This window comes from Micromonospora sp. LOL_015 (genome assembly GCF_048060275.1).
GTDB lineage: Bacteria > Actinomycetota > Actinomycetes > Mycobacteriales > Micromonosporaceae > Micromonospora_E.
This window is the reverse complement of the sequence record NZ_JBHMIO010000001.1, coordinates 192,617-212,817: the sequence shown is the minus strand read 5'-3', so window position 1 is coordinate 212,817 and position 20,201 is coordinate 192,617. Positions and strand designations below refer to the sequence as shown.

Below are 20,201 nucleotides of genomic sequence, written 5' to 3'. Positions count from 1 at the left end.
GGCGACGTGCGGGAGTCACCCGTACGGACGAAACGCCGCGCGATGCGGAGCGACCGGTACGCCGCTGCGCGGGCCCGGACCGCGGACCGGGTAGGGTCTAGCGCCGTGCCCGGCAATCCACGACCCCGCACCAATCGTCCGATTCCGTTCGCGGAGCTCGCCGCGTCGCTGGCGGTGCCGCCACCGACCGCCGCAGCCCCGCTGATCAGCGGAATCACCCACGCCAGCAGCGACGTCAGGCCCGGTGACCTGTACGCCGCGCTGCCCGGAGCCCGCCGGCACGGCGCCGAGTTCGTCGCCGACGCCGGTGCCCGAGGCGCGGTGGCCGTGCTCACCGATCCAGCCGGCGCCCCGGCGGCTGCCGAAGCCGGGCTGCCCGCCCTGGTGGTCCCCGAGCCGAGGACGGTACTGGGCCGGGTCGCGGCGGTCGTCTACGGCGAGCCGACCCGGCACCTGGCCATGATCGGGTTGACCGGCACCGCCGGCAAGACCTCCACCGCGTACCTGGTCGAGTCGGGGCTGCGGGCCGCCGGCCAGTCGACCGGGTTGATCGGTACGGTCGAGACCCGCCTCGGCGACCTGATCGTGCCCAGTGTGCGGACCACCCCCGAGGCGACCGATCTGCACGCGATGTTGGCCGTGGCCCGCGAGCACGGCGTGGTTAGCGTGGTGATGGAGGTGTCGAGCCACGCGCTGGTCCTGGACCGGGTCGGCGGTGTGCGGTTCGCGGTCGGCGGCTACACCAACTTCGGGTCGGACCACCTCGACTTTCACGCCGACGCCGCCGATTACTTCGCCGCCAAGGCCCGGCTCTTCGACGGCCGCTGCGCGGTCGAGGTGCTCAATCACGACGACCCGGCCCTGGAGCCGCTGCGTCGTCCACACACGGTCACCTACTCGGCCGCCGGGGACGCCGCCGCCACCTGGCGGGCTGCGGCGGTCAGCGACGACGGCTACCGGCAACACTTCATCGCCCTGGGCCCGGACGGGATCTCCATCGAGGCCGCCGTCGGGCTGCCGGGGCGGCACAACGTGGCGAACGCGCTGCTGGCCATCGCGACCCTGGTCGCGCTCGGCGTCGATCCGGCCACGGCCGCCGCCGGAGTGGCCGACTGCCCCGGCGTACCCGGCCGGTTGGAACAGGTCGCCGCCCCCGGCCCGGTGCTCGGCGTGGTGGACTACGCGCACAAGCCGGACGCTATCGTCGCCGTGCTGACCGCGCTGCGCGGTCTCGCCGACTCCCGGCGGGGCCGGCTGATCTGCGTGATCGGGGCCGGGGGCGACCGGGACCGGGGTAAACGTCCGACGATGGGCGCCGCCGCCGCCCGCGGTGCCGACCTGGTGATCGTCACCGACGACAACCCGCGGACCGAGGACCCGGCGGCGATCCGGGCCGAGGTACGCCACGGGGCCGACGGCGTCGCTGGAGCCGAGGTGGTGGAGGTCGCCGGCCGGCGGGCGGCGATCGACGAGGCGGTCCGGCTTGCCGGGCCCACCGACGTGGTCGCGCTGCTCGGCAAGGGCCACGAGCAGGGACAGGAGATCGACGGCAACGTCCAGCCGTTCGACGACCGGGTGGAGCTCGCGGCGTCACTGACCGCCCGGTTCCCGGCACTGGTGAGGCAGGCATGATCACGATGACGCTGGCCGAGGTGGCCGAGGCGGTTGGTGGGCGGCTGCAGGACGCCGATCCAGCCAGCCGGGTCACCGGCGGGGTGGAGTTCGACTCCCGCAGGATCGGGCCCGGCGGGCTGTTCGTCGCCTTCGCCGGCGAGCGGGTCGACGGGCACGACTTCGCCGGCGCGGCGCTCGCCGCCGGAGCCGTCGCGGTGCTCGGCACCCGCCCGATCGCCGTCGACGGCGGCGCCACCCCGGTGCCGATGGTGCTCGTCGGCGATCCGCTCGACGCGATGGCCCGGCTGGCCCGGGCGGTCCTGGACCGACTGCCCCAGCTGACCGTGATCGGCCTGACCGGATCGTCGGGAAAGACCACGACCAAGGACCTGATCGCGCAGCTCGTCGCCGGGATCGGCCCGACGGTGGCGCCGGCCGGCTCGTTCAACAACGAGCTCGGCCACCCGTACACCGTGCTGCAGGCCGACGCCGAGACCCGGTTCCTGGTGCTTGAGATGGGCGCCCGGGGCATCGGCCACATCCGGCACCTGTGCGAAGTCGCGCCGCCCCGGATCGGCGTGGTGATCAACGTCGGGGTCGCGCACCTCGGGGAGTTCGGTTCGGTCGACGCCATCGCCACCGCAAAGGGCGAGCTGGTCGAGGCGTTGCCGGTTGACGGCGTCGCGGTGCTCAACGCCGACGACCCCCGGGTGCGGCAGATGGCTGAACGCACCGCCGGGCGGGTGGTGCTGGCCGGAGCGGACTCCGCGGCGACGGTGCGCGCCGAGAACGTCACAGTGGATGACCGCGGGAGGGCCGCGTACCAGCTGGTCACCCCGGCAGGGTCGGCGCCGGTGCGGCTAGCGGTGAGCGGCCGGCATCAGGTCGGTAACAGCCTGCTCGCCGCGGCCGTGGCGATCGAGCTGGGGATGTCCGACCCGGCGGAGCTGGCGGCCGGGCTCGGCCAGCTCCGGCTGGTCTCGACTCGTCGGATGGACGTGATCGATCGGGCGGACGGAATCACCGTGATCGACGATTCCTACAACGCCAACCCCGCCTCCACGGCGGCGGCGCTGCGGGCGTTGGTCGATCTCGGCTCGGGGCGACGGACCACCGCGGTGCTTGGCTATATGGCCGAGCTTGGCGAGTACGAGGAGCAGGGGCACGCCGAGGTTGGCAGGTTGGCTGCCGAGCTCGGCGTGCACCGGCTGCTGGTGGTGGGTGAACAGGCCGCGCCGATCCGGCATGGGGCGGCGGCGGTTGCGACGTGGGAAGGGGAGTCGGTGCTGGTCACCGATCAACAGGCGGCGATCGACCTGCTCCGGCGGGAACTCACCGACGGGGACGTGGTGCTGGTGAAGGGCTCGCGGTACCGCACCTGGGAGGTCGTCGACGCGCTGCGCGACGGATCGGCCTCCGAGGGTACGCCGGTGACCGGGGTCGGGGAGGCGACGGCGTGAGAGCGGTCATCGTCGCGGCGGCCGTGGCCTTCCTGGTGTCGCTGTTCGGCACCCCGGTGGCGATCAAAGTCTTCACGCGGCTCAAGGCCGGCCAGCCGATCCGGGCCGAAGGCCCGGTCATGCACCAGGGCAAGAAGGGCACGCCGACGATGGGCGGCGTGGTCTTCATTGTGGCGACGGTGGTCGCGTACGTCGCCGGTCACCTCGCCCTGACCACTTTGCCGGCCCAGCAGATCGCCCAGGTCGGGCCGACCATCACCGCGCTCGTATTGCTCGGCCTGTTGGTCTTCTCCGGGGCAGTCGGCTTTGTTGACGACTTCCTCAAGGTCCGCAAACGCAACAGCGCCGGGCTGAACAAGCGGGGCAAGCTACTCGGTCAGATCCTGGTCGGCGCGGTGTTCGGGGTGATCGCGCTGTACTTCCCGAGCACGATGGTGGACTCCACCGGCGACGCGACCAACACCGAGACGGTCGGCAGCACCACGCTGTCGTTCATCCGCGACATCGACGCCCTCGACGTCGGCAAGGCCGCGTCGGTGGTCATCTTCATCCTGGTGGTGATGGCCACGACCAACGGCGTCAACCTGACCGACGGGCTGGACGGTCTGGCCACCGGCGCGTCGGTGATGGTGCTCGGCACCTACGCGTTGATCGCCTTCTGGCAGTACCGGCACTGGTGCGCCGACCCGAACTACACCGCCCAGTACTGCTACCAGGTGCGCGACCCGCTGGAGATCGCGTTGATCGCTGGTGCGGCAGCCGGAGCCTGTGTCGGTTTCCTCTGGTGGAACACCTCGCCGGCGCGGATCTTCATGGGTGACACCGGCGCGCTCGGGCTCGGCGGGCTGATCGCCGGGATGGCGATGGCCACCAGGACCATGCTGCTGCTGCTGATCATCGGTGGGCTCTTCGTCATCATCACCATGTCGGTGGTGATCCAGATCATCTCGTTCCGCACCACCGGCAAGCGGGTGTTCCGGATGTCGCCTCTGCAGCACCATTTCGAACTGGCCGGGTGGAGCGAGGTCAACATCGTCGTCCGGTTCTGGATCATCGCCGGGATCGGCGTGGCGATCGGCCTCGGCCTGTTCTACAGCGAGTTCCTTGCGGTGATGGGCTAGCCCAGCCGGCCCGCGCCCGTTGCGGCGGCCGGCCCGACACGCCGGTGCGGTGTTGATGTCCGGCCGCCGAGGGCGGCAGCGCCGATGATGGACCGATGGCGACGACAGGTGGCGGCCCGGATGAGCGCTGACTCGGGCCGGTCCGTCACTGATCGGCCTGGCACCGCTGCGGACCGGCCTGTCCCAAATCGGCACGGCCCTGCGGCCCGGCTGGATCCGACCGGCGGACTGGCCGCGTTGCGTGGTCTGCTGGCCCGGCCGCTCGCGTCGTACTATCTGCTGATCTTCAGCAGCGGGCTGCTGCTGATGATCGGCCTGACCATGGTCTTCTCCGCGACCAGCATCAAGGCGTACATCGACGACGGCAGCGCGTTCAGCGTGCTGAGCCGGCAGGCGACCTTCGCGGTGATCGGTCTGGTCGCGTTCTGGATCTGCCAACGGCTGCCGGCAGCAACGTTTCGTAGTCTGGGCATCGTGGTGCTCGGCGCGGCGGTCGCCCTGCTGCTACTGCTCAACGGCCTGCTGCTGGTGTCCACGCTGGCGGGCTGGCAGGCCGCCCGGGTCGGTCCGGTGGAGGCGGAGCTGCTCTGGCTCTACTTCGGTTCCTTCCAGCTGCAACCGTCCGAGCTGGCCAAGCTCGGCCTGGTGCTGTGGGGTGCCGACGTCATCGCCCGCAAGGGTGCCGAGCTGGGTCACTGGCGGGAGTTGGCCATCCCGCTGTTCCCCGCCGTCGGCCTGCTGTTCCTCCTGGTCGGCTACAACGACCTGGGCACCATGCTGTGCATCCTGGCCCTGGTCGTCGGGCTGCTCTGGGCGGCCGGTGTACCGCTGCGGATCTTCGCCACGTTGGGCGCGGTCGGGCTGGTCGGCATCGGCCTGCTGATCGCCGCCGCCTGGCAGGGCGCCGGTTCCGGTGCCCAGGACGCGGACAACTACCGGCTGGCCCGGCTGACATCGTTCTTCACCCCACCGGACCAGTGCGTCGACGACTGCTACCAGGCGCTGCAGGCGAGGTACGCGATCGCGAACGGGGGATGGTTCGGTGAAGGGCTCGGCTCCAGCCGGTTGAAGTGGGGCTACCTGCCGCAGGCCGAGGACGATTTCATCTTCGCCATCGTCGCCGAGGAACTCGGGGTGGTCGGCTGCGTCGTGGTGCTGGCCCTGTTCGCGGTCCTCGCGTACACCGCGTTGCGGATCGCCCGTCGGGTGGACGACCCGTTCCGGCGACTTGCCGCCGCCGCGGCGGCCAGCTGGCTGATCAGTCAGGCGGTGATCAATATATCCGGGGTGATCGGGCTGCTGCCGATCACCGGTATTCCGCTGCCGTTCATCTCCGCCGGTGGCAGCGCGCTGGTGGTGACGCTCGCCGCGATCGGCATGCTGGCGTCGTTCGCCCGGGCCGAACCCGACGCCGCCCGAGCGCTCAACGCCCGTCCGCCGGCCCGCTGGGTGCGACTAGTTTGGGCCCCGCTGCCGCCGATGCCCCGCCAGCGCCACCCGGCCAAGCCGCGGATGACCGGCGTCGGACCGCGGCGGGCCGGCACCGGGCAGCCGGGCGGTCGCGGTACGTCACGGTCGGGTAGCCAGAGCGAATCGGCGCCGCCCCGTGTGCCACGGCGACGGGACGGGCGTTAACGTACCCCCGCGAAGCGCGCATCCGGGTCGACGGGCCCCGTACGCACCGCCCGGCGTGCCGCGTAAGCCGTCGGTGGTCCCGTCGGGTCCGCCGCGCGGCCACCGAGTCGAGCGAGAGGAGATGCTGATGGGTCCGCTGCGATCGGTGGTGCTGGCAGGTGGGGGGTCCGGTGGGCACATCTACCCGCTGTTGGCGTTCGCCGACTGTCTGCGTCGGCACGACCCGAGCGTGCAGATCACCTGTCTCGGTACCCCCAGAGGGCTAGAGAACGAGCTGATTCCGCCGAAAGGGTACGATCTGCGGTTGATCCCCGCACATCAGCTGCCTCGGTCGGTCAGCATGGACCTCGTGCGTACACCAGACCGGATGTTCAAGGCCGCCCGCGCCGCCGGCAAGGTCATCGACGAGGTACGGGCCGAGGTGGTGGTGGGCTTCGGCGGGTACGTGTCCGTACCGGCCTACCTGGCGGCGTGGCGTCGTGAGATGCCGATCGTGGTGCACGAGGTGAACGTGCCTCCGGGGGTGGCCAACCGGATGGGTATGAAGTTCACCAAGCACGTCGCGGTGGGCTTCCCACACCAGCCGGGCCAGGCCGAGTCGCTGCGCGACGCCCGGGTGGTCGGAGTGCCGCTGCGCCGATCCATCACCGGGCTGGACCGGGCGGCCACTCGGGAAGCCGCCCGAGCGCACTTCGGGCTGCGGCCGGATCTGCCGACGGTCTTCGTCTCCGGTGGATCCCAGGGTGCCCGGTCGATCAACCTGGCGGTTTCCGGTGCGGCCAAGGAGCTGGCTCGGGCCGGTGTCCAGGTGCTGCACGCGATCGGTGCCCGCAACGAGCCGGTCTCGGTACCCAGTGATCTGCCGGTGCCGTACGTGACGCTGCCGTACCTGTCGGAGATGGAGCTCGGGTACGCCGCAGCCGACCTGATGGTCTGCCGGGGGGGTGCGATGACCTGCGCCGAGGTCGCCGCGATCGGACTGCCTGCGGTCTACGTGCCCTATCCGCACAGCAATCAGGAGCAGAAGCGAAACGCGCTGCCGGTGGTCGAGGCCGGCGGCGGTCTGCTCGTCGATGATGCCGAACTGACCCCGGCCTGGGTGGAGCAGGTCGTGGTCCCGTTGGCCCGCGACCCGCAGCGGCTGGCCGCGATGGGCTCGGCGGCGGCGCAGTACGGTCGCCGCGACGGCGACGAGGCGCTGCTCGACTTCGTCTACGAGGCGGTGTCCCGATGACCCGCACGGGAAGGTGACCACGTGAACATCACCGAGTTCGCCCCCACCGGCACGCTCACCGCCGAGGAGCTGGGGACCGTACACCTGATCGGTATCGGCGGGGTCGGGATGAGCGGCCTGGCCCGCCTGCTGCTGACCAGGGGGATCCCGGTGACCGGCAGCGAACTGCGGGACTGGCCGTCGCTGGCGGTGCTACGGGCGCTCGGCGGCACCATTCACATGAGCCACGAGGAGGCCAATCTCGACGGGGTGGACACGGTGGTCTACTCCACCGCCATCCCGGCCGACCATGTGGAGCTGGCGGCCGCCCGTCGGCGCGGGCTGCGGGTGCTGCACCGGTCGGAGGCCCTTGCGGCGGCAATGACCGGCCGGCGGACCATCGCGGTCGCCGGCACCCACGGCAAGACCACGACCACCTCGATGGTGACCCTGACCCTGCAGCGGGCCGGCGAAGACCCGTCGTTCGTCATTGGCGGCGAGATTTCCGAGGTGGGTTCGAACGCCCACCACGGTACGGGTGAGTACTTCGTTGTCGAGGCCGACGAGAGTGACCGTTCGTTCCTGCTCTACCGCCCGTTCGTGTCGATCATCACCAACATCGACGCGGACCACCTGAACACGTACGGTGATCTGGCCGGGCTCGCTGCGGGTTTCGCCGAGTTCGCCGGGTTGACCGATCCGGACGGGTTCGTGGTGACCTGCGCGGACAACCCCGGGACCCGGCAGCTCACCGAGGCGCTGCGCGACCAGGGTCGGACCGTCTACACCTACGGCGAGTCCGCTGACGCAGATCTGCGGCTGTCCGAGATCACGTCGTCCGCAGCCGGGGTCCGCTATCTGGCCACGCTGGACGGTACGACGCTCGGCGAGATCGCCCTGCCGGTGCCCGGCCGGCATCTCGGGCTCAACAGCGCCGCTGCGGTGCTCACCGCGCTGCGCCTCGGGCTGCCGTTGAGTGACGTGGTCGCCGCCCTGGGCGCGTTTCCCGGGGTACGGCGCCGTTTCGAACGCAAGGGCTCGGTCGGCGGCGTCACCGTCTACGACGAGTACGCCTACCACCCGACGTCGATGACCGCGGCGCTGCACACCATGCGGGAGGTCGCCGGTGCCGGACGGCTGGTGGTGGTGTTCCAGCCCTACCGGGTCTACCGGACCCGGGACCTGCAGGCCGAGCTGGCCGCTGCCCTGGCGATCGCCGACGAGGTGATCGTGATGGAGGTGTTCGGACCGGGTGAGCTGCGGGAGCCGGGCGAGGGCGGGGTGGCGCTGACGGCGGACGTCCCGTTGTCGGACGATCAAAAGGTGTTCGTACCGTCCTGGGAGGACGTCCCGCCGGAGGTGGTCCGCCGCTGCCAGCCGGGTGACCTGGTGGTCACGATGGGCGCTCCACCGATTTCGTTGCTGGGTGACGAACTGCTCTCCGCGCTCGCCGTTGCGGCGGCTGACGCAGGATGACCCCGCCAGGTCGCTCGCCGCGGCCCGGCTCGGGCCGGTCCGGCGCCGGTCGGGTCGGCGATGTCCGCCCGGCAGGTCGGACTGGTCGGGCCGGGGTGCCTGCCGCCCGGTCCGGTCCGGCGGGAGCGGACAGCGGACACACCCGGCGCCAGCCGGGCGGCGCGGACGGGTCCACCGGCCGCTGGCGGCTGGTTCGAGCGAGCCGGGAGGCGGTGCCGCCGTCGGTCCGGCGGTTCATGCGCCGGGCCCGGCGACGACGGTTGCGGGCCGCGCTGCCCTGGGCGGTGGCCGGCGGCCTGGCGGCCCTGGCCGCGGTCGGCTGGTGGGTGGTCTCGGCGACCTCGGTGTTCGGCGTGGAACAGGTCCGGGTCGCTGGGGCGGAGCTGGTGACCGAGTCGGACGTACGGCAGGCCGCGCAGATTCCGCCGGGAACCCCACTGGCCCGGGTGGATCTGGTCGCGGTGGCTGACCGGGTCTCCGGCCTGGCTGCGGTGGAGCGGGTGGTGGCGAGCCGGGACTGGCCGGGTACGGTGGTGATCACCGTGGTGGAGCGGGTACCGGCCGCCGTGGTGCCCCGAGGCGACGCGTTCGTGGTGGTCGATGGGGCCGGGGTGGCTTTCCGGACACTGGCCGCGCGCCCGGACGACTTGGCGGTCGTCCGGCTGGATACGGCCGAGTTCGACCAGGCGCTGGTCCGCGACGCGGTCGGGGTGCTCGAGTCGCTGACCGCCCAGCTACGTGAGGTGCTGGTGGAGATGGTGGTCAGCGGCCCGGCCGGGATCGAGCTGCGGATCGCCGACGACCGGGTGGTGATCTGGGGTGACGCCACGGAGAATGCGGTCAAGGCCCGGGTCGCCGACGCGTTGCTGGTGCAGGACGGCAGCGTGATCGACGTCAGCGCGCCGGACGTGGTGACCATCCGCTGATCCGGCATGTCGTCTGGGTGATTTCAGGACGGCTCGGTGAAGAAGGTACATTACGGGCTGCCGAGACTGGCTCGGCCCGGCGCGGCCTGCGACACGCCCAGCATGGTCCTTGGATCACGCGGTACGTGCGCATACGTTGCCCGGAGAGGTTCAGTGGTTGACATAACTCTAAGCCTCTAGTAGAGGGTGAGGGTTCGCCCCCGCTCTCGTGTACCGACGGGTCTGTCCTCCGTGGTCCCAGTGGGCCGGGTCAGGCCGGCGCCCGCCACTCTCGAAGGGAAGGCACCCCGATGACACCTCCGCACAACTACCTGGCGGTCATCAAGGTCGTCGGCATCGGCGGAGGCGGAGTCAACGCCGTCAACCGGATGATCGAGGTTGGCCTCAAGGGCGTCGAGTTCATCGCGATCAACACCGACGCCCAGGCGTTGCTGATGAGTGACGCCGACGTCAAGCTCGACGTTGGCCGGGAGCTGACCCGGGGCCTCGGCGCCGGGGCGAACCCGGACGTCGGCAAGAACGCCGCGGAGGACCACCGCGACGAGATCGAAGAGGTGCTCAAGGGTGCCGACATGGTCTTCGTCACCTGCGGTGAAGGCGGTGGTACCGGCACCGGTGGGGCGCCGGTGGTGGCCAACATCGCCCGCAAGCTCGGTGCCCTGACGATCGGCGTGGTCACCCGGCCGTTCTCCTTCGAGGGCAAGCGACGCCAGGTGCAGGCCGAGGCCGGCATCGAGGAGCTGCGCAACCAGTGCGACACGCTGATCGTCATCCCGAACGATCGGCTGCTGGCCCTCGGTGACCGGGGGATCAGCATGATGGACGCCTTCCGGCAGGCCGACCAGGTGCTGCTCTCCGGTGTCCAGGGCATCACCGACCTGATCACCACGCCTGGCCTGATCAACCTGGACTTCGCCGACGTCAAGAGCGTGATGAGCGGGGCCGGCAGCGCGCTGATGGGGATCGGCAGTGCCCGGGGCGAGAACCGGGCGGTCGAGGCGGCCGAGGCGGCGATCTCCAGCCCACTGCTGGAGCAGAGCATGGACGGTGCCCGGGGGGTGCTGCTCTCCATCGCCGGTGGCTCCGATCTCGGCCTGTTCGAGATCAACGACGCGGCACAACTGGTCACCGACGCGGCGCACGCCGACGCCAACATCATCTTCGGGGCGGTCATCGACGACGCGCTGGGCGACGAGGTGCGGGTCACCGTCATCGCGGCCGGCTTCGACGGTGGGGCTCCCGCGTACAAGCCGGCCGAGGGTCCGCGTAAGGTCCCGGCCGCACCGGTATCACCGGCCGCGCCGGCCAGCCCGGCTGTCGCCCCGGCGCCTCAGACGCCGACCCAGCAGACCCGCCGGGTGCTCTTCGACGACGTTGACGTCCCGGACTTTCTCAAGAACGGGTCATGACCGTCGACACCGAACGGCGACGTGCGGAACTGGCCGACCGGCTGACCGCCGTACGGTCCCGGCTTGCCGCCGCCACGGCGGCGGCGGGTCGGCCGGCGGACAGCGTCACACTGATCGCGGTGACCAAGACCTATCCGGCCGCCGACGTGCGGCTGCTGGCCGAACTCGGGGTCACCGACGTCGGCGAGAACCGGGACCAGGAGGCGGCGGCCAAAGTCGCCGAGCTGGCCCCCGGACCGTCCGGCGCGCCCGGACTGCGCTGGCACTTCGTCGGCCAGTTGCAGCGCAACAAGTGCCGGTCGGTGGCGGGTTACGCGGACCTGGTGCACTCGGTCGACCGGGTGCCCCTGGCCTGGGCCCTGGCCGCCGCCGCCGGTCGGCGTGGTCGACCGCTCGACGTGCTGGTGCAGGTCAGCCTGGACGGCGTGACGGGGCGTGGTGGCGCGCTGCCGGACTCGGCGGATGCGGTGACCGGCTTCTGGCCGGTGGTCGAGTGCGTCCTGGGCACGTCCGATCTGCGACTCGCCGGGGTGATGGCGGTGGCTCCGCTCGACCAGCCGCCGGAGCCGGCGTTCGCCCGGCTGGCGGAGGTGTCTGCCCAGCTCAGAGCCGCCGCGCCGGAGGCGTGGATGGTCTCGGCCGGGATGAGCGCCGACCTGGAGGCGGCGGTGAACGCCGGCGCGACACATGTCCGTGTCGGAAGTGCGTTGCTCGGAAAGCGCCCAACGCTACGGTAGCCTGGCGGCGGATACCAAACTACATCAGTGTTGTTTGAGCCGGGCTCCCCGTCGTCGGGGGTCGACGTCCGTGACCGCACATCGGTCACGGCGGGGAGCCGGTTCGGACCGGTGGGCACTGCAGTGTTCACGCGCGACAGCGGCACGGCGGGGGCGCGTGCCGCACGGCGGACGGAGGGGCGCGGCATGGGTGCACTGCGCAAAGCGGGGGTCTGGCTAGGTCTGGTCGAGGAGGACGACGACCAGGGCTACGACGACGGCTACGACAAGGGTGGCTACCGAGAGTCGCGATACCGCGACAACAGGTACGCCGACGAGTTCGCCGACGACGAGGAGCCGGACGACCCGCCACCACGCGCGCGGCCACCGGTGGAGCGGCTGCGGCCGTCGGAGCGGCTGCAGGCCCGGGCCGCCGAGCGGGAGCACCGGGGTCTGGATCCCGACCGGGGTGAGCGTGCCAGTGTGCGATCGATCACCCGGGCCGGTGCCGAGGCCGCGCCGGCCAGCTACCCGACCAGGGACAATCTGGCTCTGGCGCCACAGCCCGTGGTGCGGGAGCGGATGGTCGTCGCCGAGGAGGAGCAGCGGTACCAGATCACCACGCTGCACCCGACCACCTACCGGGAGGCCCGGACGATCGGGGAGCACTTTCGCGACGGCACGCCGGTGATCATCAACCTCACCGAGATGGATGAGGCCGACGCCCGCCGTCTGGTTGATTTCGCTGCCGGTCTGGCGTTCGGTCTGCGCGGTACGATCGAACGCGTCACCAACCGGGTGTTTCTGCTCTCACCGGCCAACGTCCAGGTCACCGCGGAGGACAAGGCCAAGATAGCCGAGGGTGGATTCTTCAGCCTGGGCTAGCCCTGACCCGAGGACCTCGCCTGCCGTGTTGTCAATCTTGTTTCAAGTCCTGTATCTGCTGCTGTACGTCTTTCTGCTCACCCTGTTGGCGAGGTTTGTCCTGAGCGCGGTGCTTCAGTATGGTCGACGCTGGCAACCCGGTCGGGGTGCCGCAGCCGGATTGGAATCGGTGTGGAGCGTCACTGATCCCCCCCTTAAGGCGTTGAGGCGGGTGATCCCACCACTGCGAATTGGTACCGTGAGCTTCGACCTGGCCTCCCTTGTGCTCCTGGTTATCCTGTTCGTGCTGATCACGTTCGTGGTGGAGCCGCTGATCAGGGCAACCAACTGACCGGCGCGCTACGCGGCCGCAACTGACCCGAGGAGTTTCGATGCCGCTAACCCCGGCCGACGTCCACAACGTCGCCTTCAAAAAGCCTCCGATCGGCAAGCGGGGGTACGACGAGGAGGAGGTCGACGCCTTCCTGGACGAGGTCGAGCGTGAGCTCGCCCGTCTGATTGAGGAGAACAACGAGCTGCGCGCCCAGGTGGAGCGCGGAGGTCGTGGCGGGCCGGCGGGCCCGGGTGGCGACCCGCGTCTCGCGGCGGAGCTCAACGATATGAAGGCCCAGCTCGACCGCGTACAGCGGGACAAGGCCGCCGCCGAGCAGGCCGCCCGTGCCATGCAGGCCGAGCTGGAGCAGGTCAGGTCGGCCGGTGGCCCGGTCGTCGGTGGTGGCGGCGGCGACGGCGAGCAGCAGGCACTGCGGGTGCTGATGATGGCCCAGCGGACGGCGGACGACCACGTCTCCGACGCCCGCCGGGAGGCGGACAAGCTGCTCACCGACGCCCGCACCAAGGCCGAGGAGGTCACCCGCGAGGCGCGGGCCAAGGCCGACGCACTGGAGCGGGACGCGCGGCAGCGCCACCAGGAGGCGATGGGTGGCCTGGACGCCAAGCGAACTGCCCTGCAGAAGCACATCGAGGAGCTCAAGCAGTTCGAGCGGGAGTACCGCACCCGGCTCAAGGCGTACCTGGAGAGCCAGCTGCGCGACCTGGACGGTCGCGGGCAGGGCCTCGAGGCCGAGATGGGGCGGGTCGAGGGCGGCCGCTCCGCGTCGGGTGGTGGTCTGGCGACCGCCGGCCTGGCCAGCTCCTACGGCGGTGGGCGGTCCGGCGCGCTGGAGGCCGGCCGCTGAGGCCGAGCCTCTCGCGGGGGGTACGTCAGCAACGAGGCGGCGGGGGTGAGCCGTGATAGTGGCAAGTCTGGTGCTCATCCTCGTCGCCGTCACTCTGCTCGTGTTCGGCTTGGCGAGCGGGTCCAGCCTGCTGCTGGTCGGCTCGATCGTCGCCAGTCTGCTCGCGGCGGTGGCTCTCGTGGTCGGTGCTCGGCAGGCCGCTGCGGCCCGGGCCGGCAACCTGCGCACCGGCCCGTTCGACCCGGAGCCGGTTTCCCGGCCTGAGTTCGGCGTTGGCCCCGATCCGGACCAGTGGGTTGGTCAACGGTCATTCGCCGCGCCGGTCGGTCGGCAGCCGACCGACCCGGCCGACGACCGTCTCGGCAGCGGGGCAGCCGACGACGACCCGCCCGACGAACCGGCGGTCGAGGAGACGGGTGAAACCGATCACGCCCGGCTGGCCGGGCTCGATGCCGAGGTGATCGTGGTCGACGGACGGCCCCGCTACCACCGGGCGAGCTGCCTGCACCTGGTGGCCAGGGACGGTGAGCCGCTGCCGGTGCGGGAGGCCCTGGAACTTGGATTCACCCCGTGTGGGCTCTGCCAGCCGAACCGGACCCTGCTGGCCGAGTCCGGCCGCGTCTGAACAGGCGGCTTCCTTCGTGTCCCGTGCGAGCAGCCGCCGGCCCACCCGGCCGGCCGCCGGTGCCAGCGGGCGTCCGGAGACCGGCCTGGTGGTCGCCGTCCGGGTCAAGCCCGGTGCGTCCCGCGCCCGGATCGGTGGTTGTCACCCCGGCCCGCAGGGACCGGCGCTGATCGTCGCGGTCACTGCCCCGGCGGTGGACGGCCGTGCGACGGAGGCGGCCCGGCATGCGCTCGCGACAGCGCTCGACGTGCCGACCCGGCGGGTCACGCTACGGACCGGTGCCGCCAGTCGGGACAAGCTGTTCTCGGTGGACACCGTGTCCACCGACGAGGCCGAGGCGTTGGACGCCCGGCTGCGGCGGCTGCGGGACGGGTGAACGGTTGACCACCGACACCCCGACCACGCGGCACACTCCTCGACAAGGCGCGGCAACTGTCCTTCTTGGGTGATATGTCGGCGCACGCCGCGTCGTCGTTCTCTTCTGCTCGATCTGGCCAGGCAAATCGGTGCATCACCGGACGAAAGCTGTGCCATTGTTGTCGGATGTCTTCACGTTCCGTATCCTTGCGAATCTCCGGAGTGTGCAACGGACCCGTTGTACGCCCGTTTTGTGCTTTGGGGGCAGCATGGCCGAGCTGACGGGAGCGAGGTGCCGGCCGGGTCGGGAGACCCTGTCCACCGCGCCGCGCCGTGTACCGTCCGGCCTGCCGACGCCGGAGGATCCCGTACAGGCACTGCCGATCGCCGCGGGTGACGCGGCCGAGGGAGCGACGATGGCGAAGCCAGCCGACACGAAGACCGCCGCCCGCGGGCGAGCGGCCCGGGCACCGCGCAGCGCGGCCGAGACCACCAAGATCCAGATTGCCCTGCAGGCCCGTCGGGACGAGTTGCGAGCCGAGTATGATCAGACGCTGAGCGAGATCACCGAGCTGCAGCGGGAACGGCTGACCGACTCGGCCGGCGACGACCAGGCCGACACCGGCACCAAGACGTTCGAGCGGGAGCAGGAGATCTCCCTCGCCAAGAGCATCCTGGATCGCATCAACCAGGTCGAGCGGGCGCTGGAGCGGCTGGACGAGGGTAACTACGGCTGGTGTGAGCGGTGCGGCACGGACATTCCGGTCGAGCGGCTCGCTGCCTTCCCCTCGGCCACGCTCTGCGTGTCCTGCAAGCAGATCGAGGAGCGGCGCTAGCCGGGCGGTGACGGGCCCGACGCGGGTGAGCCGCTCCACTGAGAAGGGAGAGGCGTCTGTCCGCCGACGGCGATCCGCGCCCGGACGTTCCGAACGCCGGTGGCGACGCCCCGCCAGCACCTGAAGCGGGCCCTGGCGTGCCCGTCACCGGCCAGCCGGTGACGGGCACCGGCCGACGTGCGCTGTGGGTCTTCGCCCTGGTCGCGTCGGCGGCACTGCTCGTCGACCTCGGCGCGAAGCAGTGGGCGATCAGCGCCCTGACCGACCGGGAACCGGTCCGCCTGCTGGGCGGCGCCCTCTACCTGACGCTGATCCGCAACAGCGGTGCGGCGTTCAGCCTCGGATCCGACTACACCTGGATATTCCCGCTCGTCACCGTGGCGGTCGTCGGCTGGATCGGCTGGTTGACCAGAGGGCTGCGGTCGCTGCCCTGGGCGGTGGCGCTCGGGCTGGTCCTCGGTGGGGCGCTCGGCAACCTCCTGGACCGGGTGTTCCGCGCCCCCGGGCCCCTTCTCGGCCATGTGGTGGACATGTTCAGCGTCTTCCATCCGTACGGCCAGGTTTTCCCGATCTTCAACGTGGCCGACAGCGCGTTGGTCGTCGGCGTACTCCTTGCCGTACTGCTGGAACTGACCGGCCGACAGCGCGACGGCCGCCGGCTGTCCGGAAAGGTGGACCGTTGACCACACCTGCCCGCCATGGGGAGCGACGGTCGCTGCCGGTGCCCGACGGGCTCGACGGCACCCGGCTCGATCAGGCCGTCTCCCGGCTGTTCGGACTGTCCCGCACTGCGGCCGCCGCGTTAGTGGAGTCCGGCGACGCCGCGGTGGACGGGGTGACCCGGCACAAGTCCGACCGGGTGACCGCCGGTGCCTGGCTGGAGGTGGTCCTGCCGGCGCCCGTCGCGGCTCCGGTGGTGATCGCCCAACCGGTCGACGGGCTGCGGGTCGAGTATGCCGACGAGGACATCGTGGTGGTGGACAAGCCGGTCGGCGTGGCGGCGCACCCGAGCCCCGGATGGACCGGCCCGACCGTGCTGGCCGGTCTGGCGGCTGCCGGTCACACCATCGCGACCAGTGGCGCGGCCGAACGCCAGGGCATCGTGCACCGGCTCGACGTCGGCACCAGCGGGCTGATGGTGGTGGCCAAGAGCGAGCGCGCGTACTCGGTACTCAAGCGTGCGTTCAAAGAACGCGAGGTGGACAAGCGGTACCACGCCGTCGTACAGGGGCATCTCGACCCGTTACGCGGGACCATCGACGCCCCGATCGACCGCCACCCCACCCACGACTACCGGTGGGCGGTCGTCTCGGGCGGCAAACCCAGCGTCACCCACTACGAGACGGTGGAGGCATTCCCCGCCGCCAGCCTGGTCGACATCCGCCTGGAAACCGGCCGCACCCATCAGATCCGGGTGCACTTCTCCGCGCTGCGGCACCCGTGCCTAGGTGACCTGACGTACGGTGCGGATCCGACACTCGCCGCCCGACTCGGACTGACCCGCCAGTGGCTGCATGCCCGTGCGCTCAGTTTCCTACACCCCCGTACGGTGGAGGAAGTTCGCTTTCACAGCGACTACCCTGACGACTTGAAGCGTGCCTTGGCCGTGCTCGGCGATTGAGAGCCGGCGAACACGCGGTCACTCAGCGTCCACCCGCCATCGGGGAAGGAGAGTCGCCCGTGCGTGCCGGCGACCTGTTGCGGCGAATCGACCGACGGCTGCTGCCGATCCTGGTGGACGCCGCCGTCCGGCTCGCGCAGCGACCGGTCCGTCCCCAGCTGCTCGTCGGGGTGGCCGGGGTGTCGATCAGCGCGGTGCTGGTCGCCGCCGTCTGGGCGGTGGATCACGACGACGGCGCCGTCCGCGCGGTGGACGACATCGTGCAGGTGGGAGTAGCCGAGGGCGAGTCCATACCCGACTACCTCCGGGCGGTTCGTGGTGAGCTGGCCACCCTACCGGAGGATCCGGCCCCGGCCGGGTCGACTGGCGACAGCTACGCACTGGTGACTTTCGATGGATATCTGGCACCCGACCGGCTCGCCGCTGTCCTGTCCGGAGTGTCCGCCGTGGAGGTCTACACCCGGGTCCCGCTGGGACGGGAGAAGACTCAGGTGATCCGGATGCCGGCCTTCCAGCTGCCCGAGGACGTGCTGACCGGGATGGATCAGGTCACCGAGCGAAAGAACAGGCAGGCGACCGACTACCGCCGCCGGGTCGCCGAACTCGGCCGGGCGGCCGACCTGGACCAGTGGCTGGCCTACGACAAGGGCGCCCGGGTGGCCACCGCCGAGGCCGCCGCCTACCGCGAGCACTGTGCCTGCGTGTTCGCAGCGGTGGTCCAGGGCGTCCCGGTAGACCTGCGCAGGCTGGCCCGGCTGGCCGAGGTCCGGGCCGTCGATCCCGCGCCCGAGGTCCGCCGCCTGGACCGGGCGGTGTTCCTGCCTCCGCTACCGGAGTACGACGGGGTGGTGCCGATTGGCGACGCCGCGCTCACCAGCAGCGGGTTGCCGTTCGATGTTCTGGCCGCCGAGCCGAGCGGTGCGGCCGACAGTGCGGTCGGCGGTGGCCCGACCGGCGTTGCTCCGGCGACCGACGGCGCCCCGGACGTGGGGCCAGGGGCGCAGACCGGGCCCGCGCCCGACCACGATTCCGCCCCGGACAGCGCCGATTCCGCCCCGGACGCCGACGTCGGCACCCGGGACGGAGCCGACACGTCGCCGGCCGGTCCTGGGATCCCGGCAGCTCCTGGAAACCCGGTCGGTCCTGGAAACCCGGCAGCTCCTGGAAACCCGGCGGGTCGGGCCAACCCGTCGGCCGGGTCGGGGAGCCCGACCACGGCTCCGTCGGGCAGGTCGACCAGCGGTGCGGGCCGTCCGGCCACGCCGGCTGGCTGTACCCCGTTCCAGACCGGCGCGTCGTCGGCCACCGTCGGACCGTCGGGCTGCCCGGAGCACCCCCGGTGAACCTTGGTAGCGGGCCGGTATCGACCACCGGTGTCTCGGTTCCGTACGCTACCCCCGGTGCCGCCACGATCCTCGTAAGGTGACGGCTGCGGTGACCGGACTGGGGGAGTCCGGCAGAGATGGCCGGTAGGGGCGAACAACGGGCCTTTGGCGGTGTGGCCTGAACAGGTCTAGCTTCGTAGCCTGTCAGGCGGGGACCGATAGCGCTGGGAGGGCGAGCCGTGGAGGGCACCGAGTCCGGCTGGGGCCGGCCTGCCGAACCAGCGCCGCGCTGGCGTGCGCTGCTCGACCGGGCTCGCCTCGGTGGCCGTACCGGTGAGCAGCCAGAGGTTGCGGATCGCAGTGGGGCGGCGCCCCGCTCTCGGGAGAACGGTCGCGGAACCGCGCAGGTGCCCAACGGCGTCGCGCAGGTGCCGGGTCACCACCCGGAGCCGGGCAATCCCACCGGTTCCAGCTGGATGGGCGACTCCGGCCATCCAGCCGGTCCCGGTCGCGCGTCAGGCCTTGGCCGCCCTGCCGATCCCGGCTATCCGGCGGATCCCGGCTATCCGGCCGACCAGGGTCCACCGGCACCGGCCGCCGGTCGGTACGCCGCGCTGGCACCGCCTCCGGGCCCGGTAGCCCCGGGTGGCTACGCGCCCGGCTACCCGGTGATGCCCGGCCCTCCTCCGGACCGGGGCGCTCGCCCGGTGCGCCCGAGTGTGCCGCCACCCCAGGAGCAGGGTTTCCCGGGCGGCCCCGAGGTGGGCGGCTATCCGCCGGTCGCCGAGCCGCCCCGCCGGGCCGGGCCGGGGCCGGGGTACCCGCCGGGTCCGGACGGCGGCGGCGGATATCCGGCGCGGATCGAGTGGCGGGAGAGTCGGCCCGACGCCGAGGTCGACCGGGCCACTGGCATCCTGCGGCGCAACCTCGGCATACCGCGGGTGCTGGCGTTCGCGAATCCGAAGGGCGGGGTGCACAAGACGACGGCGACCGTCCTCGCTGCGGCGACGATCGGCAGCGTCCGTGGCCGCGGGGTGCTCGCCTGGGACGACAACGAGCTGCGCGGCACGCTCGGCCTGCGGGCCGGCAGCGCCCGACATGCCCGGACCATCCGCCATCTGATCTCCGATCTGGTGGAGATCGAGGGCGCGCACGGCTACGAGTTGACCGACCGGCTCGACGACTACCTCCGGCACGCCTCCGACGGCTCGTACGACGTACTCGCCGGTGAGGAGAGCCCTCGGTTTGCGCAGCGTCTCGACCCGCACACCGTACGGCGGGTGTTGGAGCTGCTCCGCCGCACCCACGACGTGATCTGTGTGGACACCGGCAACAACGTGGAGAGCGCGAACTGGCAGACCGTCCTGCAGGCCGCCGATCAGCTGGTGGTCACCTGTGTGCCCCGGGAGGACGCGGCGTTCACCGCGGACTGGATGCTGGACCTGCTGGACGACGTCGGCATGGGCGACCTGGTACGTAACGCGGTGACGTTGCTGTCCTGCCCGAGCCCGGGGGCGATGCCGTTGCTCGACGACCTGCGCCAGCACTTCGCCACCCGGACCCGGGCGGTGGCCGTGGTCCCCTACGATCCGGCGCTGGAGACCGGATCGTCGATCGAGTACGTGCAGTTGCAGCCGGAGACGCGGCAGGCGTGGCTGCAGGCGGCCTCGATGATGCTGGAGCCGTTCGTCCGCTGACGGTGCCACCCCACGATCGGTCAACTGTTGGTCGGCCGATCGTGGGGGTGACCCTACGACCGATTCTGCGGGGCCGTGTCTGATCAAGCTATGTCGCTGCGCCACCG

At 71.3% G+C, this 20,201-nt stretch carries 19 protein-coding genes; all 19 read left to right on the top strand.

The window, feature by feature from the left end; translation table 11 throughout:
- Nucleotides 1-42 precede the first annotated feature (42 nt).
- The 19 genes from ACFHWU_RS00910 (at nucleotide 43) to ACFHWU_RS00820 (ending at nucleotide 20,094) form a co-directional block, all read left to right on the top strand.
- Nucleotides 43-1,632 carry a UDP-N-acetylmuramoyl-L-alanyl-D-glutamate--2,6-diaminopimelate ligase gene (locus ACFHWU_RS00910; RefSeq protein ID WP_416589593.1) on the top strand — a complete coding sequence of 530 codons (1,590 nt, stop codon included), beginning with the start codon at nucleotides 43-45 and terminating at the stop codon, nucleotides 1,630-1,632.
- On the top strand, nucleotides 1,629-3,074 hold the full coding sequence (locus ACFHWU_RS00905; RefSeq protein WP_416551736.1) for a UDP-N-acetylmuramoyl-tripeptide--D-alanyl-D-alanine ligase: 1,446 nt from the start codon (nucleotides 1,629-1,631) through the stop codon (nucleotides 3,072-3,074). The genes ACFHWU_RS00910 and ACFHWU_RS00905 overlap by 4 nt, the downstream gene beginning before the upstream one ends.
- Nucleotides 3,071-4,195, top strand: a complete 1,125-nt coding sequence (gene mraY / locus ACFHWU_RS00900) for a phospho-N-acetylmuramoyl-pentapeptide-transferase (RefSeq protein ID WP_416551737.1) — start codon at nucleotides 3,071-3,073, stop codon at nucleotides 4,193-4,195. Before ACFHWU_RS00905 ends, mraY begins: the two co-directional genes overlap by 4 nt.
- A 228-nt stretch (nucleotides 4,196-4,423) precedes the next feature.
- Complete coding sequence (locus ACFHWU_RS00895) at nucleotides 4,424-5,830, top strand: FtsW/RodA/SpoVE family cell cycle protein (RefSeq protein WP_416551817.1); 1,407 nt, start codon at nucleotides 4,424-4,426, stop codon at nucleotides 5,828-5,830.
- A 127-nt stretch (nucleotides 5,831-5,957) separates the two neighbouring features.
- Nucleotides 5,958-7,064 carry an undecaprenyldiphospho-muramoylpentapeptide beta-N-acetylglucosaminyltransferase gene (gene murG, locus ACFHWU_RS00890; RefSeq protein ID WP_416589592.1) on the top strand — a complete coding sequence of 369 codons (1,107 nt, stop codon included), beginning with the start codon at nucleotides 5,958-5,960 and terminating at the stop codon, nucleotides 7,062-7,064.
- Between the two features lie 21 nt (nucleotides 7,065-7,085).
- Nucleotides 7,086-8,519: a UDP-N-acetylmuramate--L-alanine ligase gene (murC, locus tag ACFHWU_RS00885; protein ID WP_416551739.1), complete on the top strand. Its 1,434-nt coding sequence runs from the start codon at nucleotides 7,086-7,088 to the stop codon at nucleotides 8,517-8,519.
- A gap of 188 nt (nucleotides 8,520-8,707) precedes the next feature.
- Nucleotides 8,708-9,445 (top strand): cell division protein FtsQ/DivIB, encoded by a 738-nt coding sequence (locus ACFHWU_RS00880; protein WP_416551818.1) that lies wholly within the window; start codon nucleotides 8,708-8,710, stop codon nucleotides 9,443-9,445.
- Between the two features lie 290 nt (nucleotides 9,446-9,735).
- Nucleotides 9,736-10,854, top strand: a complete 1,119-nt coding sequence (ftsZ, locus tag ACFHWU_RS00875; protein WP_416551740.1) for a cell division protein FtsZ — start codon at nucleotides 9,736-9,738, stop codon at nucleotides 10,852-10,854.
- Nucleotides 10,851-11,591: a YggS family pyridoxal phosphate-dependent enzyme gene (locus ACFHWU_RS00870; RefSeq protein WP_416589591.1), complete on the top strand. Its 741-nt coding sequence runs from the start codon at nucleotides 10,851-10,853 to the stop codon at nucleotides 11,589-11,591. Before ftsZ ends, ACFHWU_RS00870 begins: the two co-directional genes overlap by 4 nt.
- Nucleotides 11,592-11,777: 186 nt before the next feature.
- Nucleotides 11,778-12,455, top strand: a complete 678-nt coding sequence (locus tag ACFHWU_RS00865; protein ID WP_416551742.1) for a cell division protein SepF — start codon at nucleotides 11,778-11,780, stop codon at nucleotides 12,453-12,455.
- A 25-nt stretch (nucleotides 12,456-12,480) separates the two neighbouring features.
- Entirely contained in the window at nucleotides 12,481-12,786 is a 306-nt protein-coding gene (locus ACFHWU_RS00860) for a YggT family protein (RefSeq protein WP_123602596.1), read from the top strand.
- A 40-nt stretch (nucleotides 12,787-12,826) separates the two neighbouring features.
- Nucleotides 12,827-13,633: a DivIVA domain-containing protein gene (locus tag ACFHWU_RS00855; RefSeq protein ID WP_416589590.1), complete on the top strand. Its 807-nt coding sequence runs from the start codon at nucleotides 12,827-12,829 to the stop codon at nucleotides 13,631-13,633.
- A gap of 52 nt (nucleotides 13,634-13,685) precedes the next feature.
- Nucleotides 13,686-14,258 carry a hypothetical protein gene (locus tag ACFHWU_RS00850; protein WP_416567981.1) on the top strand — a complete coding sequence of 191 codons (573 nt, stop codon included), beginning with the start codon at nucleotides 13,686-13,688 and terminating at the stop codon, nucleotides 14,256-14,258.
- Nucleotides 14,259-14,343: 85 nt separating this feature from the next.
- Nucleotides 14,344-14,634 carry a DUF167 domain-containing protein gene (locus ACFHWU_RS00845; RefSeq protein WP_416551819.1) on the top strand — a complete coding sequence of 97 codons (291 nt, stop codon included), beginning with the start codon at nucleotides 14,344-14,346 and terminating at the stop codon, nucleotides 14,632-14,634.
- A gap of 397 nt (nucleotides 14,635-15,031) precedes the next feature.
- Complete coding sequence (locus ACFHWU_RS00840; RefSeq protein ID WP_278174555.1) at nucleotides 15,032-15,451, top strand: TraR/DksA family transcriptional regulator; 420 nt, start codon at nucleotides 15,032-15,034, stop codon at nucleotides 15,449-15,451.
- Nucleotides 15,452-15,507: 56 nt separating this feature from the next.
- Nucleotides 15,508-16,134, top strand: coding sequence for a signal peptidase II (gene lspA / locus ACFHWU_RS00835; RefSeq protein ID WP_416551820.1), 627 nt, complete (start codon nucleotides 15,508-15,510; stop codon nucleotides 16,132-16,134).
- Nucleotides 16,131-17,072, top strand: coding sequence for an RluA family pseudouridine synthase (locus ACFHWU_RS00830; protein ID WP_416551745.1), 942 nt, complete (start codon nucleotides 16,131-16,133; stop codon nucleotides 17,070-17,072). Before lspA ends, ACFHWU_RS00830 begins: the two co-directional genes overlap by 4 nt.
- A 59-nt stretch (nucleotides 17,073-17,131) precedes the next feature.
- Nucleotides 17,132-18,415 (top strand): hypothetical protein, encoded by a 1,284-nt coding sequence (locus ACFHWU_RS00825; RefSeq protein ID WP_416551746.1) that lies wholly within the window; start codon nucleotides 17,132-17,134, stop codon nucleotides 18,413-18,415.
- A 200-nt stretch (nucleotides 18,416-18,615) separates the two neighbouring features.
- Nucleotides 18,616-20,094, top strand: a complete 1,479-nt coding sequence (locus tag ACFHWU_RS00820) for an AAA family ATPase (RefSeq protein ID WP_416568011.1) — start codon at nucleotides 18,616-18,618, stop codon at nucleotides 20,092-20,094.
- Nucleotides 20,095-20,201 lie beyond the last annotated feature (107 nt).